Origin of the sequence: Desulfitibacter sp. BRH_c19, from assembly GCA_001515945.1 — a bacterium.
GTDB lineage: Bacteria > Bacillota > DSM-16504 > Desulfitibacterales > Desulfitibacteraceae > Desulfitibacter.
On record LOER01000042.1, the window covers coordinates 1 to 19,566 of the forward strand.

The following is a 19,566-nucleotide window of genomic DNA, read 5'->3' on the forward strand; positions in this document are numbered from 1 at the left end:
TAAGAATAACATCGGACTCTGTCCCAGGTGTTAAATCAAGCTTAGCACCATATTTTTCGATTCTTTCGTATCTTTCCTTACTCATATTATCAGGCATGATTACAACTGCTTCATAACCCATCAGGTTACAAATATACGCAACACCAATCCCAAAGTTTCCTGTAGAAGGACCCAATATTGTGTGTTCACCAGGAATAATATCCCCATCTACACATCCTTCCATTAAAGTAGCATATGCTGGTCCTACTTTGTGAGAACCAGATGGAAAAGGAGTCCCAAGCATAACGACTATATTAGCGTCAACACCTGTTAATTCTTTTGGAAGTACAATTTTATTAACTTCATTTTTTTCGTTTTTCCAGCTAATATTAAAGAGATTAATTGGGTCCAGTTCATTTTCTGCTTTAGCTTTTAAAGCTTTTTCTCTGATTTCTGGGGATATTTTTTCTGGGTGAAGCATCTCTTCATAAGTTGGACCAAAAGGAATCTTTTGTTTAGACATCAAAATCTCTCCTATCAAATTTTATAATTTTTTTCTATATGCTTATTTACAATTAACTAATATCTAAAGGTAACTAGTAAATTAGTTAAAGTTGGTCATATTATTCTTTAACAAACCTTGTTCCAGCAGTACCTTGAACAGCTTCTCCAAGCTTTTCAAGTGAAGCTATTACTGAACTACCGCCTCTTTCAACAAAAGCTACAGCTGCTTCAACCTTAGGGCCCATACTGCCACTTCCAAATTGCCCTTCTTTTAGATATTGTCTTGCTTGATCTGTTGTGACAATATCAAGGTTCTTCTGATTTGGTTTCCCGAAGTTTATAGCTACCTGGGCTACATCAGTAAGTACCATGAACAGGTCAGCACCCATTTGTTGGGCTAAAAGACTTCCTGCACTATCCTTATCAATTACAGCTTCTACACCTTTTAATTCCCCATCTTCTTCAATAACAGGTATGCCGCCACCACCACCAGCAATAACAATATTTCCTTGGTCAACAAGCGCTTTGATGATTGCAAGCTCTACAATCTTCTTAGGTTTAGGAGAATAAACCACCTTTCTCCAACCCCTACCACTATCCTCTATCCATTTTTCTTCAGTCTGAGACATTATCTCTTCTGCCTCTTCTTTAGATACAAATGCTCCTACAGGTTTTGTTGGGTTTTCAAATGCAGGATCATTTTTATCAACCATTACCTGGGTAAGAATCGTACAAACCTGCTTGTTTATCCCCTCTTTACGGAGAATATTTGTCATGGTTTGCGTAATCATGTATCCTAAAAGACCCTGACTTTCTGCACCACACACAAAAAGAGGCATTGATGGTACTTTGTTCCTGGCCTCCATATGTTGTACTAGAATATTTCCCACCTGTGGTCCATTTCCATGGGTAATGATGACTTTATACCCTTCCTTAATCAATTTCACAATATGGAGACACGTTTTTTCTACATTTATCATTTGCTCTTCAAATGTTCCTTTTTGCGTTGGCTGTAATATGGCATTTCCACCTAATGCAACCACAATAGTTTTTCCCATACCAATTCCTCCTCAACGATGTTCGGTTATGCCTTACTTACCTGTACCTATATTAGTAACTGATGTTAACACTTTTTCAAGGTCCTCCAAGCTTGGTGAAATCTTAATTGGTTCACCTGCTGCTTTTATGCCATTTGCAACATCCTTCAATCCATTGCCTGTAATACAACACACTATAGTTTCCTTAGGGTCAACTAATCCTTTAGCTACAGCTTTCTTAACACCTGCAAAGGCTGTTACCCCAGCTGGTTCTCCAAATACTCCTGCAAAGTTGCCTATATTCCTCATAGCTTCAAGTATTTCATCATCTGAAACATTTACTGCTATACCTTTTGATCCTCTAATTGCACATACTGCCTTCTCAGGGTTTCTGGGCACGCCAACTGCAATACTATCCGCTATGGTATTTTCCTCCATTGGTTCAAACCCTTTATCTAGGGTAAAGGCCCTATTAATAGGATAGCAACCTTCAGCCTGCACCGAAATGATCTTGGGTATCTTGGAAATGAATCCTAGTTCCTGAAGATCCTTAAAACCTTTCCACACACCTGCTATTGTACATCCATCGCCAACTGATATTGCTATCCAGTCAGGCATTTCCCAGTTTAATTGTTCTGCAATTTCCAAAGAAACGGTCTTCTTCCCTTCCACTAGGAATGGGTTTATGGCTGCATTTCTATTATACCAACCATATTTTGCAATGGCATGGGCTGATAGCTCAAATGTTTCTTGATAGCTCCCTTGAACACTAATCACTATTGCTCCAAAGATCTTTAACTGGGCAACCTTACCTTGTGGAGCCCTGCCTGGTACAAATATTACACTTTTTAGTCCTGCTGCAGCTGCACTTCCAGCTAATGATGATGCTGCATTTCCCGTCGAAGAACAAGCAACTGTATCATAGCCTTCCTCTAAAGCCCTAGCTACAGCGATAGCTGACGCCCTGTCTTTCAAACTAGCCGTTGGATTCAGTCCATCATCCTTTAAATATAAGTTAGAAAATCCGAATTGCTCCCCAAGTCTTTGAACTCGATATAATGGACTCCACCCGACCCTCAAAGGTGGTCTCGGACCATCTGGTTCAACGGGAAGAAGCTCCACATATCTCCACATGCTATTTTCTTTATTCTCCGAAAGGATTCTTTTATTAAGGCGGCTTGCAATATAGTCATAATCATAAACAACATCTAGAATGCCTGTGGGACCACATTCTTTACAAGTATAAAGTCCTGGCTCCACAGTAAATGTTTTATTACACTTAACACAACGGAGATGCTTTACATTTTTCATATCCGCTAACCCACTTTCAATATTTAATAATGCTACATCTTCAAATGGTAAAAATAGGGGAGTTTTTATGCCCCCTATTTTTACTCTTTTATCTAAATTTTACCCTATAACTTTTTTAGCGACCATTCATTGTTAGTGCCATGACTGCTTTGGAAGTATGCAATCTATTCTCAGCTGCATCAAACACTACTGAGTGCGGACCATCGAGAACTGAATCAACAACTTCATTTCCTCTATCTGCAGGTAAAGCATGTAAATAAATAACATCATCATTAGCCATTGCCATTTTTTCCTCAGTACAAATCCAGCTCTTGTTAGCTTCTAATTGATCATCCACTACTGCATCACTTTGATTTGTAACCCAACTACCCCAGTTTTTAGGTATAACTATATCTGCATCCTTATAGGCTTCAGCTTCATTATTAGTTACTGTAAATGAACCACCATGTCTTCTTGCATTTTCTTTTGCTTGTTCAATGACCCAATCAGGAAGTGGATAGCCTTCAGGATGTGCTAAGCATACATCCATTCCGTACCTTGGGAAAAGAAGTGCCTGGGATAATGGAACAGAAATGGGCTTCTTATGACTCTTAGCATAAGCCCAAATAATTGAAACTTTAAGTTTCCTTAAATCCTTCTTTTTCTCCTGCATAGTCATTAAGTCTGCAATTCCTTGTAATGGGTGATATAAGTCACACTGCATATTAATAATTGGCACTCTAGAATGGGCAGCTAACTCTCTTAAGTATTTATTGCCCACCTCCCAGAAACAATTTCTGCAGGCAATAGCATCACCATAGCTTGATAGGATAGTAGCAGTATCCTTGCCAACTTCTCCATGAGAAATCTGCATTGTGCTAGTATCTAGATAATTAGCATGACCACCAAGCTGTGCAAAACCAGCTTCCATGGAATTTCTTGTTCTTGTTGACTGTTCAAAGAACATTAGAAACATGGTTTTGTACTGAAGGTAAGGAGTTGGTATCCCCATGGCATGATTTCTCTTCATTTCATAGGACACATCTAACAACGTATCAATCTCTTCTTTTGTCCACTCTTGTAAAGTTATCAAGTGTTTACCTCTAAATTGTGTTTTCATTTAAATCCTCCATTTTATTAAATTATTTATCGTTAATAAGATTTTGTGTATTATCGGGCATTTCGTCAGCATATTTGTCAGTATATATTGTTGGGATAACTGCATACATTGCTGCAGCTTTAACTAACTCACTCTTCCAGGTTTTTTCATTGGGAGCATGTGCTTCCTTTTCTGCACCAGGACCAAACCCTATAGATGGTATTCCAAATCTACCCATAATTGATACTGCGTTTGTTGAAAATGTCCATTTATCAACTAGTGGCTTGCTATTAAATAACCCTTCAAAACTCTCCACTAAAGTTTTAGTGGCAGGATGGTCTTCCTCTATTAACCAGGTTGGAAAATAAGATTTTGTTGGATATACCAAATCGGTATATGATTCTCTTTTATAATCATACATTTCCACTTGGGCATTTGCTGCTTTGGTAGCAGGTAGATTTCTAATTTGTTGAAGTGCATATTCATAAGTTTCACCGGCTGTTAATCTTCTATCTACAGAAATAGTACAACTATCGGCAACAGCACACCTAGATGGAGAACTGAAGAAAATTTCTGATATGGCTAGTGTTCCTTTTCCTAAAAAATCATGATCCAAAAGGTTTTCATTTAATGCTCTTAGCTCTGTTATAATTGGTGCCATCTTATAAATCGCATTGTCCCCTCTTTCTGGAGCTGAACCATGACAACTTATCCCTTTTGTGCTAACCTTTATCTCCATTCTACCTCTATGCCCTCTGTAGATATTAAGAGAGGTAGGCTCTGTGATCACCACAAATTCAGGTTTCAATTTATCCTCATTAATAATATATTGCCAGCATAAACCATCACAGTCTTCTTCCTGTACAGTTCCAGTAACGACTAATGTGTAGTCACCTTCCAAGTTTAGATCTTTAATAATTTTACCAGCATAAACCATGGAAGCCATACCACCTAATTGGTCAGAAGCACCCCGTCCGAGAATAATTTCATCATCCTCATAGCCTTCGTAAGGATCATATTCCCAATTAGCTATATCTCCAACACCCACAGTATCAATATGAGCATCCATTGCAATTACATGTTTCCCATGGCCTATATATCCCAAAACATTTCCCATGGGATCTACTTCAACCTTGTCGAAACCAACCTTTTCCATTTCTTCAACAATACGCTTAATTACTAGTTCCTCTTTACAGCTTTCACCTGGTATTGCGATTAAATCTCTTAGAAATCTCGACATTTCGGGCTTATATTCATCAGCCTTTTCCATAATTTTTTGAAAGTCTATGTTCATTTAATCAATCCCCCTGCTTTGTAATTTGTTAGTTGTATTATTATAATTGACTTAGGCAAAGCTATATAAGCTTTGCCTAAGAACAAATTCTTATGCTTATATAAGCTTATGCATTCCTGCCTTTATCTTCTGGAAGTATGATATTAAGGAATAACGCAACTAATGCAGCAACCACTATGCCAGACCCAGCAAATATCAACTTAATTGATTCTGGAAAAAACTGAAGTGCATCAGGTACAGATCCTAACCCTAATCCTAATCCCAAAGAAACTGCAACAATAAGAAGATTTCTACGGTTAAGTGCACTCTTAGTAATCAATACAATGCCTGAAGTAGCTATCATTGCAAACATAATTATAGCTGCTCCCCCAAGTACACTCTGAGGCATAACCGCTATTAAAGCACCTAGTTTTGGAAAAAGAGCGGCAGCTATCAAGAAAAACGCACCTATAGTAACAACATATCGACTCATAACACCTGTAAAGGATACAATCCCTACGTTTTGGCTATATGAAGTGTTTGGAAGTGCATTGAAGATTGCTGCAAAACTACTGGCTAAACCATCAGCTATAACACCACCTGATAATTCCTTGTCAGTTGCCTCTCTACCGGCACCACCTACAGTAATACCAGATATATCCCCTACTGTTTCAACTGTGGTTACTATAAACATAACTAGCATTGCTGCAATAGCAGGCCAATGGAAGGTCATTCCATACACAAAGGGCGTTGGAACTGAAAACCATGCTGCTTCACTTACTGCTGCAAAGTTAACCTTACCCATTGGAATAGCCACTAGATAACCAACAGTTATTCCTATCAATATGGCTGACATGCTAGCAAATCCCTTTAGATACTGATTACAAAATATAACTATTGCTAAAACAAGAAATCCTAAAAATAGATTGGAAAATGATCCAAAATCTGCGGCACCTACACCACCAGCAAAGTAATTAATACCTGTAGGCATTAAAGATAAACCAATTGTTAATAGAACAGTACCAGTAACAACAGGAACAAAATACTTTCTTAATGTCTTTAAAAAGAAACCTAATACTGCCTCAAATAAACCTCCTATAAATGCAGCACCAAGAATTCCAGATAATCCATAAGCACCACCAATAGCAATTGATGTGGGAACAAAACCGAAGCTTGTACCCATAACAATAGGTAAATTCGCTCCTACAGGTCCAATTCTATTTGCCTGTACAAGTGTTGTAAGACCTGCCACAAGCATTGCACATTGGATCAAAAATGCTCTTTCACCTATGGTAAGACCAAGTACACCAGCAATGATTATTGGTACTGTTACGTTTCCCGCAAACATTGCTAACACATGCTGTAAACCTAGTGGAATAGCTTCCTTTAGTGGTGGCTTGTCATCCACACCGTATACTTCTTTTACAGTAGTAGTTGGTTGACCAACCATTGTTTCATCATTTTCCATTTCTTTTGCCTCCTTAATATGTTTTAATATGGTTCATCATCATCTCTGACAATTCTTTTGCAATAAAATAACATCTTTAAAGGCTAGTTGTATCTTCCAATACCCATGATTATTTTACCCACTCTGATCCTTTTAATAGATTCTATTTACTTCTAACTAACTTAAATTGATATTTATCCCCTCTATAATACTGATAGCCATAATTTATGCGAATTCCTTGTTCATCATACATGAAACCTTCAAGGTAAATCATTGGTATATTTCCTCTTACTTCAAGTAGACGTGACACCTTTGATGGAGGTAAAACTGCATTAACAGTAGAAATATATTTATTGGTTTTATACTTGGTATATTTATCAAAGAATTCATCTAATGATTCACATTTATATCTCAGTTTCAAATAATCTTTGTCATTATCAATGACAAAGCCGGGAACTATATCAAAGCAATAGATAACTGGGATCCCATCTGAAAGACGCAGGCTCTCAATTTCATAACACACTGAACCTTCATCCAGATTCAACATTTTAGCTGTCTCTTCGTTCAGTACAGTTTCATGAACTGATAGAACCTTATCCTCAGCAATATGTCCTGACTGCCGTATTGATTTAGTTAAAGGAACTAATTTTTCTATTCCCGCTACTACTTTGGACGGATTCTGATTAACAAAAGCTCCTCTACCGTGTTTTCTAGAGATAATACCGCTGTTTTCAAGACTTGTAAGAGCCTCTCTTAAGGTACCCCTACTCACCCCAAGAATTTCCGCAAGTTCTGGTTCAGAGGTTAACTTTTCCCCTGGTTTAAATATCTCGTCATCTATTCTTTTTTTTATCTCATCAGCTACCTCAAGATATAACGGTCTACGCATTAACAAACCCCCAAAGGAAAGTAATTCTGTTTTAAAGCAAGAAACCCAGTTTTATTGCCATATCGACTTATTGTTTTATTGATTGATTGATGGATTGTCTAACAACTTTCTATAGTTACTATATTCTATATAGAATGAATGATTCCTTCTTAAAAATTAAAAAAAATCTATTTTTATTATTAACTTTGCCATTATTTATTATCAATTAAGGTGCGCCAAGTCCTTAGACGGAGGCTGAGGACTTAGTCTTTGAGAATACTATCTACCTTGTTTGAACTTATGCTTTCTGATAGTACAAAAAAGAAACTGCGATTGGCCAGAATGAAGAAGGCACAATCACAGTTTCTTTTTTCTAATATTCAAGTTACCTTTATCCATAATACTTTATTGGGATGACGAGTTCACTTTTTGTGGACTTTAAGCATTTCTACCAGTATCTTCTGGAAGTATGATATTAAGGAATAACGCAACTAATGCAGCAACTACTATTCCTGAACCGGCAAATATTAGTTTAACTGACTCTGGAAAGAACTGAAGTGCATCAGGTACAGATCCTAATCCTAATCCTAATCCCAAAGAAACTGCAACGATAAGAAGATTTCTACGGTTAAGTGCACTCTTAGTAATCAATACAATACCTGAAGTTGCTATCATTGCAAACATAATTACAGCTGCTCCTCCAAGTACGCTTTGAGGCATTACCGCTATTAAAGCTCCCAATTTCGGGAAAAGGGCTGCAGCTATCAAGAAAAACGCACCTATTGTAACAACCCAGCGACTCATAACACCTGTAAAGGATACAATCCCTACGTTTTGGCTATATGAAGTGTTTGGAAGTGCATTAAAGATTGCGGCAAAACTACTTGATAAACCATCTGCTATAATACCGCCTGATAATTCTTTGTCAGTAGCTTCTCTACCTGCACCACCTACAGTAATACCAGATATATCTCCTACTGTTTCAACTGTGGTTACTATAAACATAATTAACATTGCTGCAATTGCTGACCAATGGAAGGTCATTCCATACACAAAGGGCGTTGGAATTGAAAACCATGCTGCTTCACCTACTGCTGCGAAGCTAACCTTACCCATTGGTATAGCCACTAAGTAACCAACAACTATTCCTATCAATATGGCCGACATGCTAGCAAATCCCTTTAGAAACTGATTACAAAATATAACTATTGCTAAAACAAGAAATCCTAAAAATAGATTAGAAAAAGAGCCAAAATCTGCGGCACCTACACCGCCTGCAAAGTAATTAATACCTGTGGGCATTAGTGATAAACCAATTGTTAATAATACAGTACCAGTTACAACAGGAACAAAATACTTTCTTAATGTCTTCAAAAAGAAGCCTAATACCGCCTGGAATAAACCTCCTATAAATGCAGCTCCAAGGATTCCAGATAATCCATAAGCACCACCAATAGCAATTGATGTAGGAACAAAACCGAAACTAGTACCCATTACAATTGGTAGATTGGCACCTACAGGTCCAATTTTATTTGCCTGCACAAGAGTTGTAAGGCCAGCCACAAGCATTGCACATTGAATTAAAAATGCTCTTTCACCTATGGTAAGACCAAGCACACCAGCAATGATTATTGGTACTGTTACGTTTCCCGCAAACATTGCTAAGACATGCTGCAAACCGAGTGGAACGGCTTCCTTTAGCGGTGGCTTATCGTCAACATCATATACTGCTTTTACAGTAGTAGTCGGTTGACCAACCATGGTTTCTTCTTTTTCCATTGTCTTTCCCCCTTAAAGTGTTTTTCTTTCTTATCATATTTCTGATAATTCTATTAATTCAGGTAATTTTTGTTTATCAATAAGAACTCCATGGACTATATCATAGCAATAGATTACTGGTATCCCATACGAAAGACGCAAGCTCTCAAGACTCTCTAATTTTTCTATTCCTGCTGCTACTGCTACTTTGGACGGATTTCTCTTAACAAAAGCCCTCTTCCATGTTTTCTAGAGATAATCACCGCTGTTTTTAAAGACTTGTAAGAGCCTCTCTTAAAGTACCTCTACTAACTCCATGAATTTCTACAAGCTCGGGCTCAGAAGTTAACTTTTCCCCGGGGTTTAATATTCCATCATTTGTTCTTCTTTTTAACTACCTCAAGGTCTACGCATTAATAATCCCCAAAAAGAAAGTAATTCAATTTTTAACGCCACAAGATTGATAGATTGATAGATTGATAGATTGATAGATTGATAGATTGTCTAACATTTTTCTTTCTTATACTATTCTATGTAAAACAAAAAATTCCTTCTATTTTACAGAACTTTTTTTGAATATTGATAAAATTCTATATTCCATAGCCAATGTTGCCCATAGAAAAAAGAAAACTGCGCTTATCCATTGGAATTCGCAGTTAATCCTACATTGATTTATTTTTTCATATCATTATGTCATATCATATAGTGGATATCTTAATATCTTTGCTTTTATGATATCCCTGCTCTTTTCTTTATCTTCTTAAGAATTTCATTGCTCTGTTTAACTACCTTATCTTTATCTATAGTCTTTAGCTCTCTATTTTCCATTAATATTTTACCATCTACCATTGATAGATTTACATCAGATACCCTGGCTGAATATACAAGAAGTGAATATGGATTAACTCCGGCTACAGGGTTGAGGTGAGGCTCATCCAAAGAAATCATTACTAAATCAGCCTTCTTCCCTACCTCAATGGAACCAATCTCCTGTTCTAAGCCCATAGCTCTAGCACCACCTAATGTAGCCATTTTGAATACTTCCTTGGCAGGCATTATTGTTGGCCCATGGAGAGGTTTTTGGATTAATGCAGCCATTTTCATTTCTTGAAAGACATCTAGGTTGTTATTAGCAGGAGAGCCATCTGCACCCAATGAGACTGTAATGCCCCTTTTTAACATTTCTGGTATAGGAGCTATTCCTGAGGATAATTTTATGTTGCAAGTTGGGCAATGGGCAACCTTTACATCCCTTTTCTCAAGAACATCCATTTCTTCATCATTAAGCCAAATGCAGTGAGTTAATATCAGGTTAGGAGCAGCCATACCTATATGGTCTAGATATAAGACATTCCTCATACCCCTTTCCCTCTCAACAATTTCTATTTCCCCTTTATTTTCAGAAGCATGGGTATGCACCCTAACTCTATATTTTTCACTTAAGGCGACTACTTCTTTCAGAAGTTCTTCAGTACAAGATACTACAAATCTTGGAGTAAAGGCATATTGTATTCTGCCGTTTTCCCTGCCGTGCCATTTTTCAAGTAAGTCTACACTTTCCTGAATAGCATCATTAGTTGACTGTATTAATGTACCAGGAACATCATCACCATGGTCCATCATAACCTTTCCTGTGGTTGCCCTGATACCACTTTCAGCAATTGCATGAACAGCAGCATCAGTATGATGAACAGTCTGCATATCAACAAGAGAAGTAGTACCTCCTAGTAGTAACTCTGATATTCCTAGAAGAGCAGATTGATATAAGCTTTCTGCATCATGAGCACCCTCAAGTGGCCAGATTCGCTTTTTTAACCAGTCTAATAGTTCAAGATCATCTGCCTGACTCCGAAATAGGGTTTGAGAAAGATGAACATGAGTCTGTATAAGTCCTGGTATCAACAACTTTCCTTCTCCATAAATTACTCTATCAGCATGTGGCTCTTCATTTCCTATATATGCAATACGATTGTTGTCAACTAATACATTGCCTTGAAAAACGGCCTCTTGTGGATTCATCGTTACTATAGTAGGTCCTTTGAAAAGTATCTTCACTATATATAATGTCTCCTTTCTACAGAAAACAGTACCTTCTATCTATCTATCTTCCCTATCATAAGCCTGCATTAATGCTCCTGGAGCACCAATCCTATTCTTTTGGGTTTGTCTAGTAGCAAAAATAAGAACTGCAATTGTAAATAAATATGGGAGCATACTAAGGAAGTAAGCCGGAAAAGCTACACCAATGGCTTGTAGCCTAAAGGCTAATGCTGATACTCCACCGAAGAGATATGCCCCTATTACTGCTCTAGAAGGGTTCCATGTGGCAAATATCACCAATGCAACTGCTATCCAACCTCTACCTGCTGTCATATTTTCTAACCATGTAGGTGCAAATGCCAAGGCAAGGTACGCACCTGCAATACCTGAAAATACTCCACCTATGATTACATACGTATATCTGATAGCAAACACATTAATTCCCAAAGAATCAGCTGCTCCTGGATTTTCGCCTACTGATCTCATCTTTAGACCTGCATTAGTTCTATATATAAAGAACCATAATAGTGGCACTAGTAAATAGCTTATATACACTAAAGCATCTTGTCTAAATAATATTGTTCCTAAAAATGGGATATCACTTAAATATGGAATTGCAATCTTTGTAAATGTTTGAGGCGCAGGAATTCCAATAAGGGACTTACCAATAAAGCCACTAAATCCTGTGCCAAATATTGTTAGGGCAAGACCGCTTACTACCTGATTGGCCTTGAGTGATACACAAAGGAATGCGTGTATGGCTGCTACAGCACCACCTGCTACCATACCGGCTAATAAACCTATCCAAGGGTTTCCGGTATTTATAGCTACCATAAAGCTCATAACTGCACCTACTAACATCATTCCTTCAATTCCCAAGTTTAATACGCCTGTTCTTTCTGCCAAAATTTCTCCTAATGCAGCATATAGAATGGGAGTTCCAGTAGCAATAGCAGCAGTCAAAACTGTAATGAGTAATACTGAGTAATCCATTATGACTGCCCCCCTTTTTCATTGGTTTTAGTGCTTCTTTTAACCCTTATTTTATAACGGTAGAATACTTCCCCGCCTAGTACAAAGAATAATATTAAGCCCTGAATCATATTCGAAGTTGTTATTGGTAAACCAATGGACTGAACGGACTGTCCTCCCACAACCAAGCCTCCAAATAAGAAGGAAACAACCACAATAGCAAATGGATTAAGTTTAGATAGCCAAGCGATAATAATGGCTGTATATCCATAGCCTGGTGACATTATCGGCTGCAGCCTATGAGTCAGACCTGCAGCTTCTACCATCCCAGCAATTCCTGCCAATCCACCACTAAGTGCAAGAACCAGCAGAATATTTCGTTTGATATCCATACCTGCATAACGTGCAGCATTCTGGCTCTCTCCAATTACCCTTATCTCATATCCCCATTTGGTTCTTTTTAATAAGAAATAAATAACCACCGCAAGTATTAGTGCAATAAATATACCCGTATGAACCCTTGTACCTGCAATCTTTGAAAGAGTAGCAGCATCTGAAAAGGGTGCAGTTAACGGAAAGTTAAATCCTGCTGGATCTTTCCATGAGCCATATACAAAGAAGGAAACCCATAATATAGCTACATAGTTTAGTAAAAGACTCGTGATTGTTTCATTCACATCAAGAAGTGCTCTAGGAATAGCAGGTAATAGTCCCCAAAAAGCACCCCCTACAAAACCAAAAAGCAACATTGTTGGAAGTACCAAGAACCCAGGAAGTCCAGGCATAAAAAGTGCTACATAACTAGCAGCCCAGGCACCTATATAGAGCTGTCCTTCTGCGCCAATATTCCACAGCTGCATTCTAAAGGCAATTGATACAGCTAGACCAGTTAATGTCAATGGAATTGCCTTAATCATTGTCTCTGAAATGCCATACTTCGAGCCAAAGGCACCCTTTAACATAACTTGATAGACTTCTATAGGCTTGTAACCAGTAAGATATATAAAAATTGCGCCAGCAAGAAAGGCTAAGATTATAGATATAATCGGAACAACAATAGTTACAATTTTAGATGGGATTAGTCTTTTTTCAAATTTCAAAGAAACTGTACCAATCTTGTTAGATTTACTCATTGCTATTTACCTCCTGGTCCAGTTTGCTTCCTGCCATTAACATTCCTACTTCTTCTACATTGGTTTCTTCGACAGCCTTTATATCCATAATAGCTCCCGCATGCATTACTGCAATCTTATCGGACATTTTAAAAATCTCATCCAAATCTTCAGATATGAACAAAATAGCAGTTCCTGACTCTCTTTGGGCTAAAAGTATCTCATGAACAGCCTCTATTGCACTTACATCCAACCCTCTCACAGGATACACCGCAACTATAAGCTTCGGTTCACTTGACATCTCTCTTGCAAATAAAAGCTTTTGTAAGTTTCCACCAGACATTAGTTTGACAGGCTTGTCTATACCAGCAGATTTTACATTAAAGTCTTTTACGAGTTTACCAGCTTGCTCCTTGGCATGTTTGTTATCAATAAAGAGAGTATTACATACAGGCTTATGCCTATAGTTTTTTAAAATTACATTCTCTGTGCAGCATAGGTTTGGTACTAAACCCATACCTACTCTATCCTCTGGAATATATGCCACCTTTGCTTCAATAATTTCCCTTGGAGTAGCATTTGTATAATCCTTATTTTCAATTTTAATTGAACCACCTGTAACTTCACGAAGTCCTGTTATGACCTCTGCTAATTCTTTTTGTCCGTTCCCCGCCACACCTGCTATACCGATAATTTCCCCGCCTCTAATTTGAAGCTGTATGTCCTTCAATGCAGGGTAACCTTTATCGCTTAGACAAGTAACATTATTTAATTCTAGCACTACCTCACCTGTTGTTGCTGGTTTCTTATCTGTCTGAGGCATTAGTTCTCTTCCTACCATCATTTTAGTGAGTTCTTTTTTATCAGTATCTACCTTATTAACAGTTGAGATGGATTTTCCACCTCGTAAGACGGTAATCCGATCTGCCACTTCCATAACCTCATTTAGTTTATGAGTTATTATAATAACAGCTTTGCCTTCCTGCGCCATTTGTCTAAGGGTTCTAAAAAGTTCTTTGACCTCTTGTGGCGTTAAAACTGCTGTCGGTTCATCCAAAATCAGTATTTCAGCACCACGATAAAGCATCTTTACTATTTCTACTCTTTGCTGTTCACCAACAGATAACTGCCAAACCTTAGCCTTTGGTTCTACCTTAAGAGCAAACTTTTTGGATATATCCTCTATTTCTTGCTCCACTTTTTCTTTATCAATAAATAATCCAACACTTTTCTTGCCAAGAATAATATTCTCAGCTACTGTAAATGGATGAACAAGGCGGAAATGCTGGTGTACCATTCCTATTCCTAGCTCAATCGCTTCCTTTGGTGAAGCTATTTTTACAGAATGGCCCTTGATAGAAATTTCTCCATCATCTTGAGAGTATAGCCCCGTTAAAATACTCATCAATGTACTTTTGCCGGCACCATTTTCTCCTAAAAGGGCATGTATCTCCCCAGCCCTTGCCTGAAAGTTTACATTATCATTTGCAATTACTCCTGGAAACTTTTTTGTTATAGAATTCATTTCTACAAGTAGATTCTGAGGCATATCTTACCTCCTTTTTTTGAAATAAAAGAATTTTGCATTTTCTTTTTGGATAAAAATGGTTGCTGGCGTTACACCAGCAACCATAATTTAGTTTTTAAATGTCACCCTCAACACCTTGCACAAACCAATCAAATCCAAGTCTTTCGCCATCTGTCATAGCGGTTCCATCTGAAACCTTTACTGCACCTGATTGATCATTGATGGGACCAGCAAAAACATCTAAGTCTCCACTAATAATTTCTGCCTTAGCAGCTTCAACTGCTTCAATTATTTCAGGAGTCATAACATCTTCATTATAAGGTGCAAGACCTACTGCACCTTCAGCCATTGTTCCCCAATATTCATGAGTAGACCATGTTCCATCCATTACAGACTCAACTGTGCTTACATAATATGGTCCCCAATTCCATACTGGACCTGTCAGAATAGCATTAGGAGCGAAATGTGTCATGTCAGAGTTATAGCTAATTCCCCAAGCGCCTCGTTCTTCTGCAGCCTGCATCGGCCCAGGAGTATCTTGGTGCTGAGCAATAACATCTGCACCCATATCTAATAAACTTAGTGCTGCATCTTTCTCAGTTCCTGGATCATACCAAGTGTTTGTCCATACAACATTTACTGTTGCATCTGGATTTACTGACTGAACTCCTAATGTAAAGGCATTTATTCCCCTAACAACCTCAGGAATTGGGAAAGCTCCCACATAGCCTATTTTATTAGATTCGGTTTTCATACCTGCAGCTATACCTGATAAATATCTTGCTTCATAAATTCTACCAAAGTAAGTGGCCATATTATCTGCTGTTTTATAACCTGAGCAGTGCTCAAATACTACATCTGGATATTGTTCTGCAACATTAGCCATGTAATCCATGTAACCAAAGCTTGTAGCAAAAATAACCTTGGCTCCATTTTCTGCAAGCTCAGTCATTACTCTTTCAGCATCTGGACCCTCTTCAACAGCTTCATAAATTACAGTTTTTATTCCTGGTACATTTTCCTCCAAATACTTTCTTCCAAGATCATGGGCGTAAGTATAACCACCATCACCTGCAGGGCTAACATAAACAAATCCTACTATAAACTCTTCTTCCTCAGCCTGAGGTTCTTCCACTCCTGGTTCCTCAGCATTTTGACCACCACAACCTGAAATAACCAATCCTAATGCCAAAATTAATACTAGAAGCATACTCATTTTTTTAAACTTAATCATTACTTGTAACCCCCTCTTTTTTAGATCGATGTTTTTATTTACCTCTTGCTCCATGTAAAGACCTAGTACACTTAATGAGATTCTGGTTTTACAACCACCTCCGTATACACTCCGTATAAAACTATTCTTTACATTTCTCTTATATATTTTAATTCCTACTTAGGGATAAGTCTATCATAAATTTACCTTAAAAAGGCTTAGAAAAATTAAGTTAGGCTTAATTTTAAAAACAAAAACCCCACCACGAAGGAAATAATCCTCCGTAGTCGGGTTATTTATGGTTCCCGGTAGAAACTCCCAAACCATATTATTGGGATTATACGAAAATCAAAAACATATTTATATCTTATTATTTTATCTACTGCCTTTTGTAATTAATTCTTCATAAGTTCTAAGAATCCTTCTTTTGAGAAAATAGAAATTATAAATAAATAGAATATTGTAAATCTATTTTAAAATTTACATAAGTTATGTTATTATGTTGTTTATCATTTCATTGTTGCAGTGTTTGGTTAGGCATCTAGACATTGTAAATTGCTATGAACAATACTAATGTTTGGAGGTGAATTATTAAATACTCTAAGGAAATACACATCATAAAAATCGCGAGGTGACATTATGAATACCATTGTTATGTCAATTGTTATTGTTTATTTAGCTGCAATGTTATTTATCGGATGGTATGCATCAAGGAAAATTAGTACAAATGAAGACTTTATGGTTGCCGGAAGAAGACTAGGGCCGCTTATGGTGGCTGGTGCACTAGCTGCTACAGAGATAGGCGGTGGCAGTTCTCTAGGTGTTGTGGAGATGGCTTATGGAGACTGGGGAATGGGTGCTGCCTGGTATGTTTTAACAATGGCCATTACTTTTACCATTCTAGCTTTTATAGGTCCAAAACTTAGAGATGCGCTTGTTAAAACAGTACCTGAATATTTCAGAAGGCGTTATGGAGAAGCACCTGGTACTGTTACTGCAATTATTATGATTTTGCCTTTAATTGGTTTAACCGCAATTCAAATTATGGCTTCATCAGTTGTGTTATCAGTTATGACTGGGCTAACCTATACCCAAGCAGTTCTTATAGTTTCAGTTATTGTAACCATATATTCTGTTATGGGTGGGTTATGGGGTGTTACCATTACCGACTTTATTCAAATGTTCCTGATAATTGGTGGGATGGCTTTAGCAATTCCTTTCACACTAAATGCAGTTGGCGGCTGGGGAAATGTAGTTGCAGCACTTCCCGCTGAACAGTTAAGCTTTACTGGGAAAATAGGTTGGGGGACTATAATAGGTCTTGTGGTTATGTATACTGCATCCTTTGCAGTTGGTCAGGAAGCAGTAGCTAGGTACTATGCTGCAAGAGATGGCAAGGCAGCCTTTTGGGGATCTTTGCTTGCGGCATTTGCTAATCTAATATATGCTTTTATTCCTACAGTCCTTGGTCTAATGGCTTTAGCCATGGTTCAAAATGGAATGATTGATGCTACTGCTATATTGGAACATGGTGCAAGATATGCGCTTCCAACTCTTGCTATTCAAATAATGCCTCCAGTCCTTGTAGGTTTGCTGTTTGCAGGTATAATTTCTGCGACAATGTCAAGTGCTGACTCAAACCTATTAGGTGCCGGTTCAATCTTTGCTAATGACATTTATAAAATATATATGAAAAAATCAGCTACTGATAAACAAGTATTAAATGTAACACGGTTAACTATGGTTGTTATAGCAACTCTATCAACAATAGTTGCACTCACAAGTACCCAAGCTATAATTACAGTGCTGATGTTTTCCTTTACTTTAAGAGCAGGTGGTTCCTTTATTCCATATGTTGTAGGACACTACTGGAAAAAAGCGAGCTGGGCTGGTGCAATGGCATCAATTGTAGTTGGAAGTATAGGTGTAATTCTAGTAGAGAAAAACTATGTTTCTTTCTTCGGGTTAAACCCAATATTTCTTGGTTTGCTTTCAAGTGCTCTAGTCTTTGTTTTATTTAGCTATTTATATCCAAATAAAAATAATTCTACTGCTTTGGCTGATGAAAGCTAATTCTCTAAAACACAATTAATTAATAACAATATAAAATAAATAGCGGAGGATAGTGTGAACAGCACCCTCCGCTATTTATTTTCTTCTACTAACGAACAAGGAAGTAAAAGAACTGTCCCTACGCTTCCTTGCTAGCTTTGGTGCCAAGTTCAGGAAGAAATAATGCGACAATGCCTAATAACAGTAGGAACAAACTACTCAGCCCAAATAGTATAGTATAATTGTCACCTCCGAGAGGTGCAATAATAATAGATGGAATAAAGAAAGCACCAATTAATTGTAACGTAGCTAAAAGCCCTCCAGCACTTCCTGCATATATAGGTCCTATTTCAGGTAGTAGCATTGGAAATGCCATTAACAACGGAGTACTAATTCCCAAGCAAATCCCCAGAAGGAGAAGAATTGCCCACATGCTTATTCCTTGAGTCATCCAAGAAGCAAACATAAGAATTGCACCCAAAAAAGCCACAGGCGAAAGAAAAGGTTTCATTCTACCAATCCTATCAGCCATATACGGACCTATAATATTTCCAAGAATTGTGCCTAAAGTTACCATGGCTGCCATAATACCAGCTTGCCCCGGTTCTATGCCACGTGCTTGAGTTAATGCATTTGGCAAGAAACCTAAAAACGCCATATTTGCACCCATAAAACACATCAGCGCTAAACCTGCTAGCCAAATACTCTTACTTTTTGCAGCAATCCTTATATATTTAAGAACTGGCTGAGAAGGCAATTCTGGTGCTCCATCTGGCTTGTTTTTTATAAAAATCATCCACAAAATAAACACAACAATCATGATTAACCCCGCAGTAGTATAAGCACTTTTAACTGTTGAAAAAAATGATGCTGTAATTAGCGTTGCACCCATACCAAATCCTAACGCTGAAAAATAAATACCCATGGCAGTACCAATTTGTTTTCTAGGAAACCATGCCCCAACAAGTTTGGAAACATTTGCGTTCAAAAGTGCAACACTAAACCCAGATAAGAACATTAAAAGGAAAAAACTCCAAAAATCAGTAGCCAGATATCGGTAATATGTTCCAATTATTGAAAAAACAAAGCTTACTGCTACTACTCTTTTAACACCAAATCTGTCTGCTAATGCACCTGCAACAATACTAAAAAATACTGCGGGCAGCATAGGTGATAAAAGAACCATAGCAAAATTTCCAGATGTTAGGTTTAAATCAGGAATAATCTTATATGCCAAAGCAGACACTTGAAATTGTGCATAAACTGAAATAAACGTTGTAGACCACATTATAGCTAGGATTATCCAACGATAATATGGTGACTCTTGTTTAGAATCATCATTAGTCATAATCTATGTTCACTCCTAAAAGCTCATACAATAAACGGCATCTGTA

The 19,566-nt window shown here is 37.6% G+C and carries 14 protein-coding genes and 1 pseudogene; 1 reads left to right on the plus strand and 14 read right to left on the minus strand.

Features of this window, described 5'->3' with window-relative positions:
* From APF76_02790 to APF76_02850, 13 genes and pseudogenes are all read right to left on the minus strand, one after another.
* Positions 1-502, minus strand: a pseudogene (locus APF76_02790).
* A 100-nt stretch (positions 503-602) separates the two neighbouring features.
* Positions 603-1,541, minus strand: coding sequence for a carbamate kinase (locus APF76_02795; GenBank protein ID KUO49224.1), 939 nt, complete (start codon positions 1,539-1,541; stop codon positions 603-605).
* A 33-nt stretch (positions 1,542-1,574) separates the two neighbouring features.
* Positions 1,575-2,831 (minus strand): threonine synthase, encoded by a 1,257-nt coding sequence (locus tag APF76_02800; GenBank protein KUO49225.1) that lies wholly within the window; start codon positions 2,829-2,831, stop codon positions 1,575-1,577.
* Positions 2,832-2,946: 115 nt separating this feature from the next.
* Complete coding sequence (locus tag APF76_02805; protein ID KUO49226.1) at positions 2,947-3,930, minus strand: ornithine carbamoyltransferase; 984 nt, start codon at positions 3,928-3,930, stop codon at positions 2,947-2,949.
* A 22-nt stretch (positions 3,931-3,952) separates the two neighbouring features.
* On the minus strand, positions 3,953-5,197 hold the full coding sequence (locus tag APF76_02810; GenBank protein KUO49261.1) for a peptidase M20: 1,245 nt from the start codon (positions 5,195-5,197) through the stop codon (positions 3,953-3,955).
* Positions 5,198-5,309: 112 nt separating this feature from the next.
* Positions 5,310-6,650 (minus strand): uracil permease, encoded by a 1,341-nt coding sequence (locus APF76_02815; protein ID KUO49227.1) that lies wholly within the window; start codon positions 6,648-6,650, stop codon positions 5,310-5,312.
* 142 nt (positions 6,651-6,792) lie between these two features.
* Positions 6,793-7,518, minus strand: coding sequence for a hypothetical protein (locus APF76_02820; GenBank protein ID KUO49228.1), 726 nt, complete (start codon positions 7,516-7,518; stop codon positions 6,793-6,795).
* A 417-nt stretch (positions 7,519-7,935) separates the two neighbouring features.
* The gene (locus tag APF76_02825; protein KUO49262.1) at positions 7,936-9,258 is read right to left on the minus strand and encodes a uracil permease; all 1,323 of its coding nucleotides are present in this window, start codon (positions 9,256-9,258) and stop codon (positions 7,936-7,938) included.
* A gap of 726 nt (positions 9,259-9,984) precedes the next feature.
* Positions 9,985-11,274 carry an N-ethylammeline chlorohydrolase gene (locus APF76_02830; GenBank protein ID KUO49263.1) on the minus strand — a complete coding sequence of 430 codons (1,290 nt, stop codon included), beginning with the start codon at positions 11,272-11,274 and terminating at the stop codon, positions 9,985-9,987.
* A gap of 78 nt (positions 11,275-11,352) precedes the next feature.
* Positions 11,353-12,288 carry an ABC transporter permease gene (locus tag APF76_02835; GenBank protein KUO49229.1) on the minus strand — a complete coding sequence of 312 codons (936 nt, stop codon included), beginning with the start codon at positions 12,286-12,288 and terminating at the stop codon, positions 11,353-11,355.
* Positions 12,288-13,400 (minus strand): ABC transporter permease, encoded by a 1,113-nt coding sequence (locus APF76_02840; GenBank protein KUO49230.1) that lies wholly within the window; start codon positions 13,398-13,400, stop codon positions 12,288-12,290. The genes APF76_02835 and APF76_02840 overlap by 1 nt, the downstream gene beginning before the upstream one ends.
* Positions 13,393-14,928, minus strand: coding sequence for a heme ABC transporter ATP-binding protein (locus APF76_02845; GenBank protein KUO49231.1), 1,536 nt, complete (start codon positions 14,926-14,928; stop codon positions 13,393-13,395). The genes APF76_02840 and APF76_02845 overlap by 8 nt, the downstream gene beginning before the upstream one ends.
* A 94-nt stretch (positions 14,929-15,022) precedes the next feature.
* The gene (locus APF76_02850) at positions 15,023-16,141 is read right to left on the minus strand and encodes a hypothetical protein (protein ID KUO49232.1); all 1,119 of its coding nucleotides are present in this window, start codon (positions 16,139-16,141) and stop codon (positions 15,023-15,025) included.
* A gap of 618 nt (positions 16,142-16,759) precedes the next feature.
* Here APF76_02850 and APF76_02855 point away from each other — a divergent pair.
* Positions 16,760-18,193: a sodium:solute symporter gene (locus APF76_02855; protein ID KUO49233.1), complete on the plus strand. Its 1,434-nt coding sequence runs from the start codon at positions 16,760-16,762 to the stop codon at positions 18,191-18,193.
* A 118-nt stretch (positions 18,194-18,311) separates the two neighbouring features.
* Here APF76_02855 and APF76_02860 read toward each other — a convergent pair whose 3' ends face one another.
* On the minus strand, positions 18,312-19,520 hold the full coding sequence (locus APF76_02860) for an MFS transporter (protein ID KUO49234.1): 1,209 nt from the start codon (positions 19,518-19,520) through the stop codon (positions 18,312-18,314).
* Positions 19,521-19,566: the final 46 nt, after the last annotated feature.

Bases quoted from the DNA above. Each gene is read 5' to 3' on its own strand.
- APF76_02795 (KUO49224.1), bottom strand. From the start codon at position 1,541: ATGGGAAAAACTATTGTGGTTGCATTAGGTGGAAATGCCATATTACAG.
- APF76_02800 (KUO49225.1), bottom strand. From the start codon at position 2,831: ATGAAAAATGTAAAGCATCTCCGTTGTGTTAAGTGTAATAAAACATTT.
- APF76_02805 (KUO49226.1), bottom strand. From the start codon at position 3,930: ATGAAAACACAATTTAGAGGTAAACACTTGATAACTTTACAAGAGTGG.
- APF76_02815 (KUO49227.1), bottom strand. From the start codon at position 6,650: ATGGAAAATGATGAAACAATGGTTGGTCAACCAACTACTACTGTAAAA.
- APF76_02820 (KUO49228.1), bottom strand. From the start codon at position 7,518: ATGCGTAGACCGTTATATCTTGAGGTAGCTGATGAGATAAAAAAAAGA.
- APF76_02825 (KUO49262.1), bottom strand. From the start codon at position 9,258: ATGGTTGGTCAACCGACTACTACTGTAAAAGCAGTATATGATGTTGAC.
- APF76_02830 (KUO49263.1), bottom strand. From the start codon at position 11,274: ATGAATCCACAAGAGGCCGTTTTTCAAGGCAATGTATTAGTTGACAAC.
- APF76_02835 (KUO49229.1), bottom strand. From the start codon at position 12,288: ATGGATTACTCAGTATTACTCATTACAGTTTTGACTGCTGCTATTGCT.
- APF76_02840 (KUO49230.1), bottom strand. From the start codon at position 13,400: ATGAGTAAATCTAACAAGATTGGTACAGTTTCTTTGAAATTTGAAAAA.
- APF76_02845 (KUO49231.1), bottom strand. From the start codon at position 14,928: ATGCCTCAGAATCTACTTGTAGAAATGAATTCTATAACAAAAAAGTTT.
- APF76_02850 (KUO49232.1), bottom strand. From the start codon at position 16,141: ATGATTAAGTTTAAAAAAATGAGTATGCTTCTAGTATTAATTTTGGCA.
- APF76_02855 (KUO49233.1), top strand. From the start codon at position 16,760: ATGAATACCATTGTTATGTCAATTGTTATTGTTTATTTAGCTGCAATG.
- APF76_02860 (KUO49234.1), bottom strand. From the start codon at position 19,520: ATGACTAATGATGATTCTAAACAAGAGTCACCATATTATCGTTGGATA.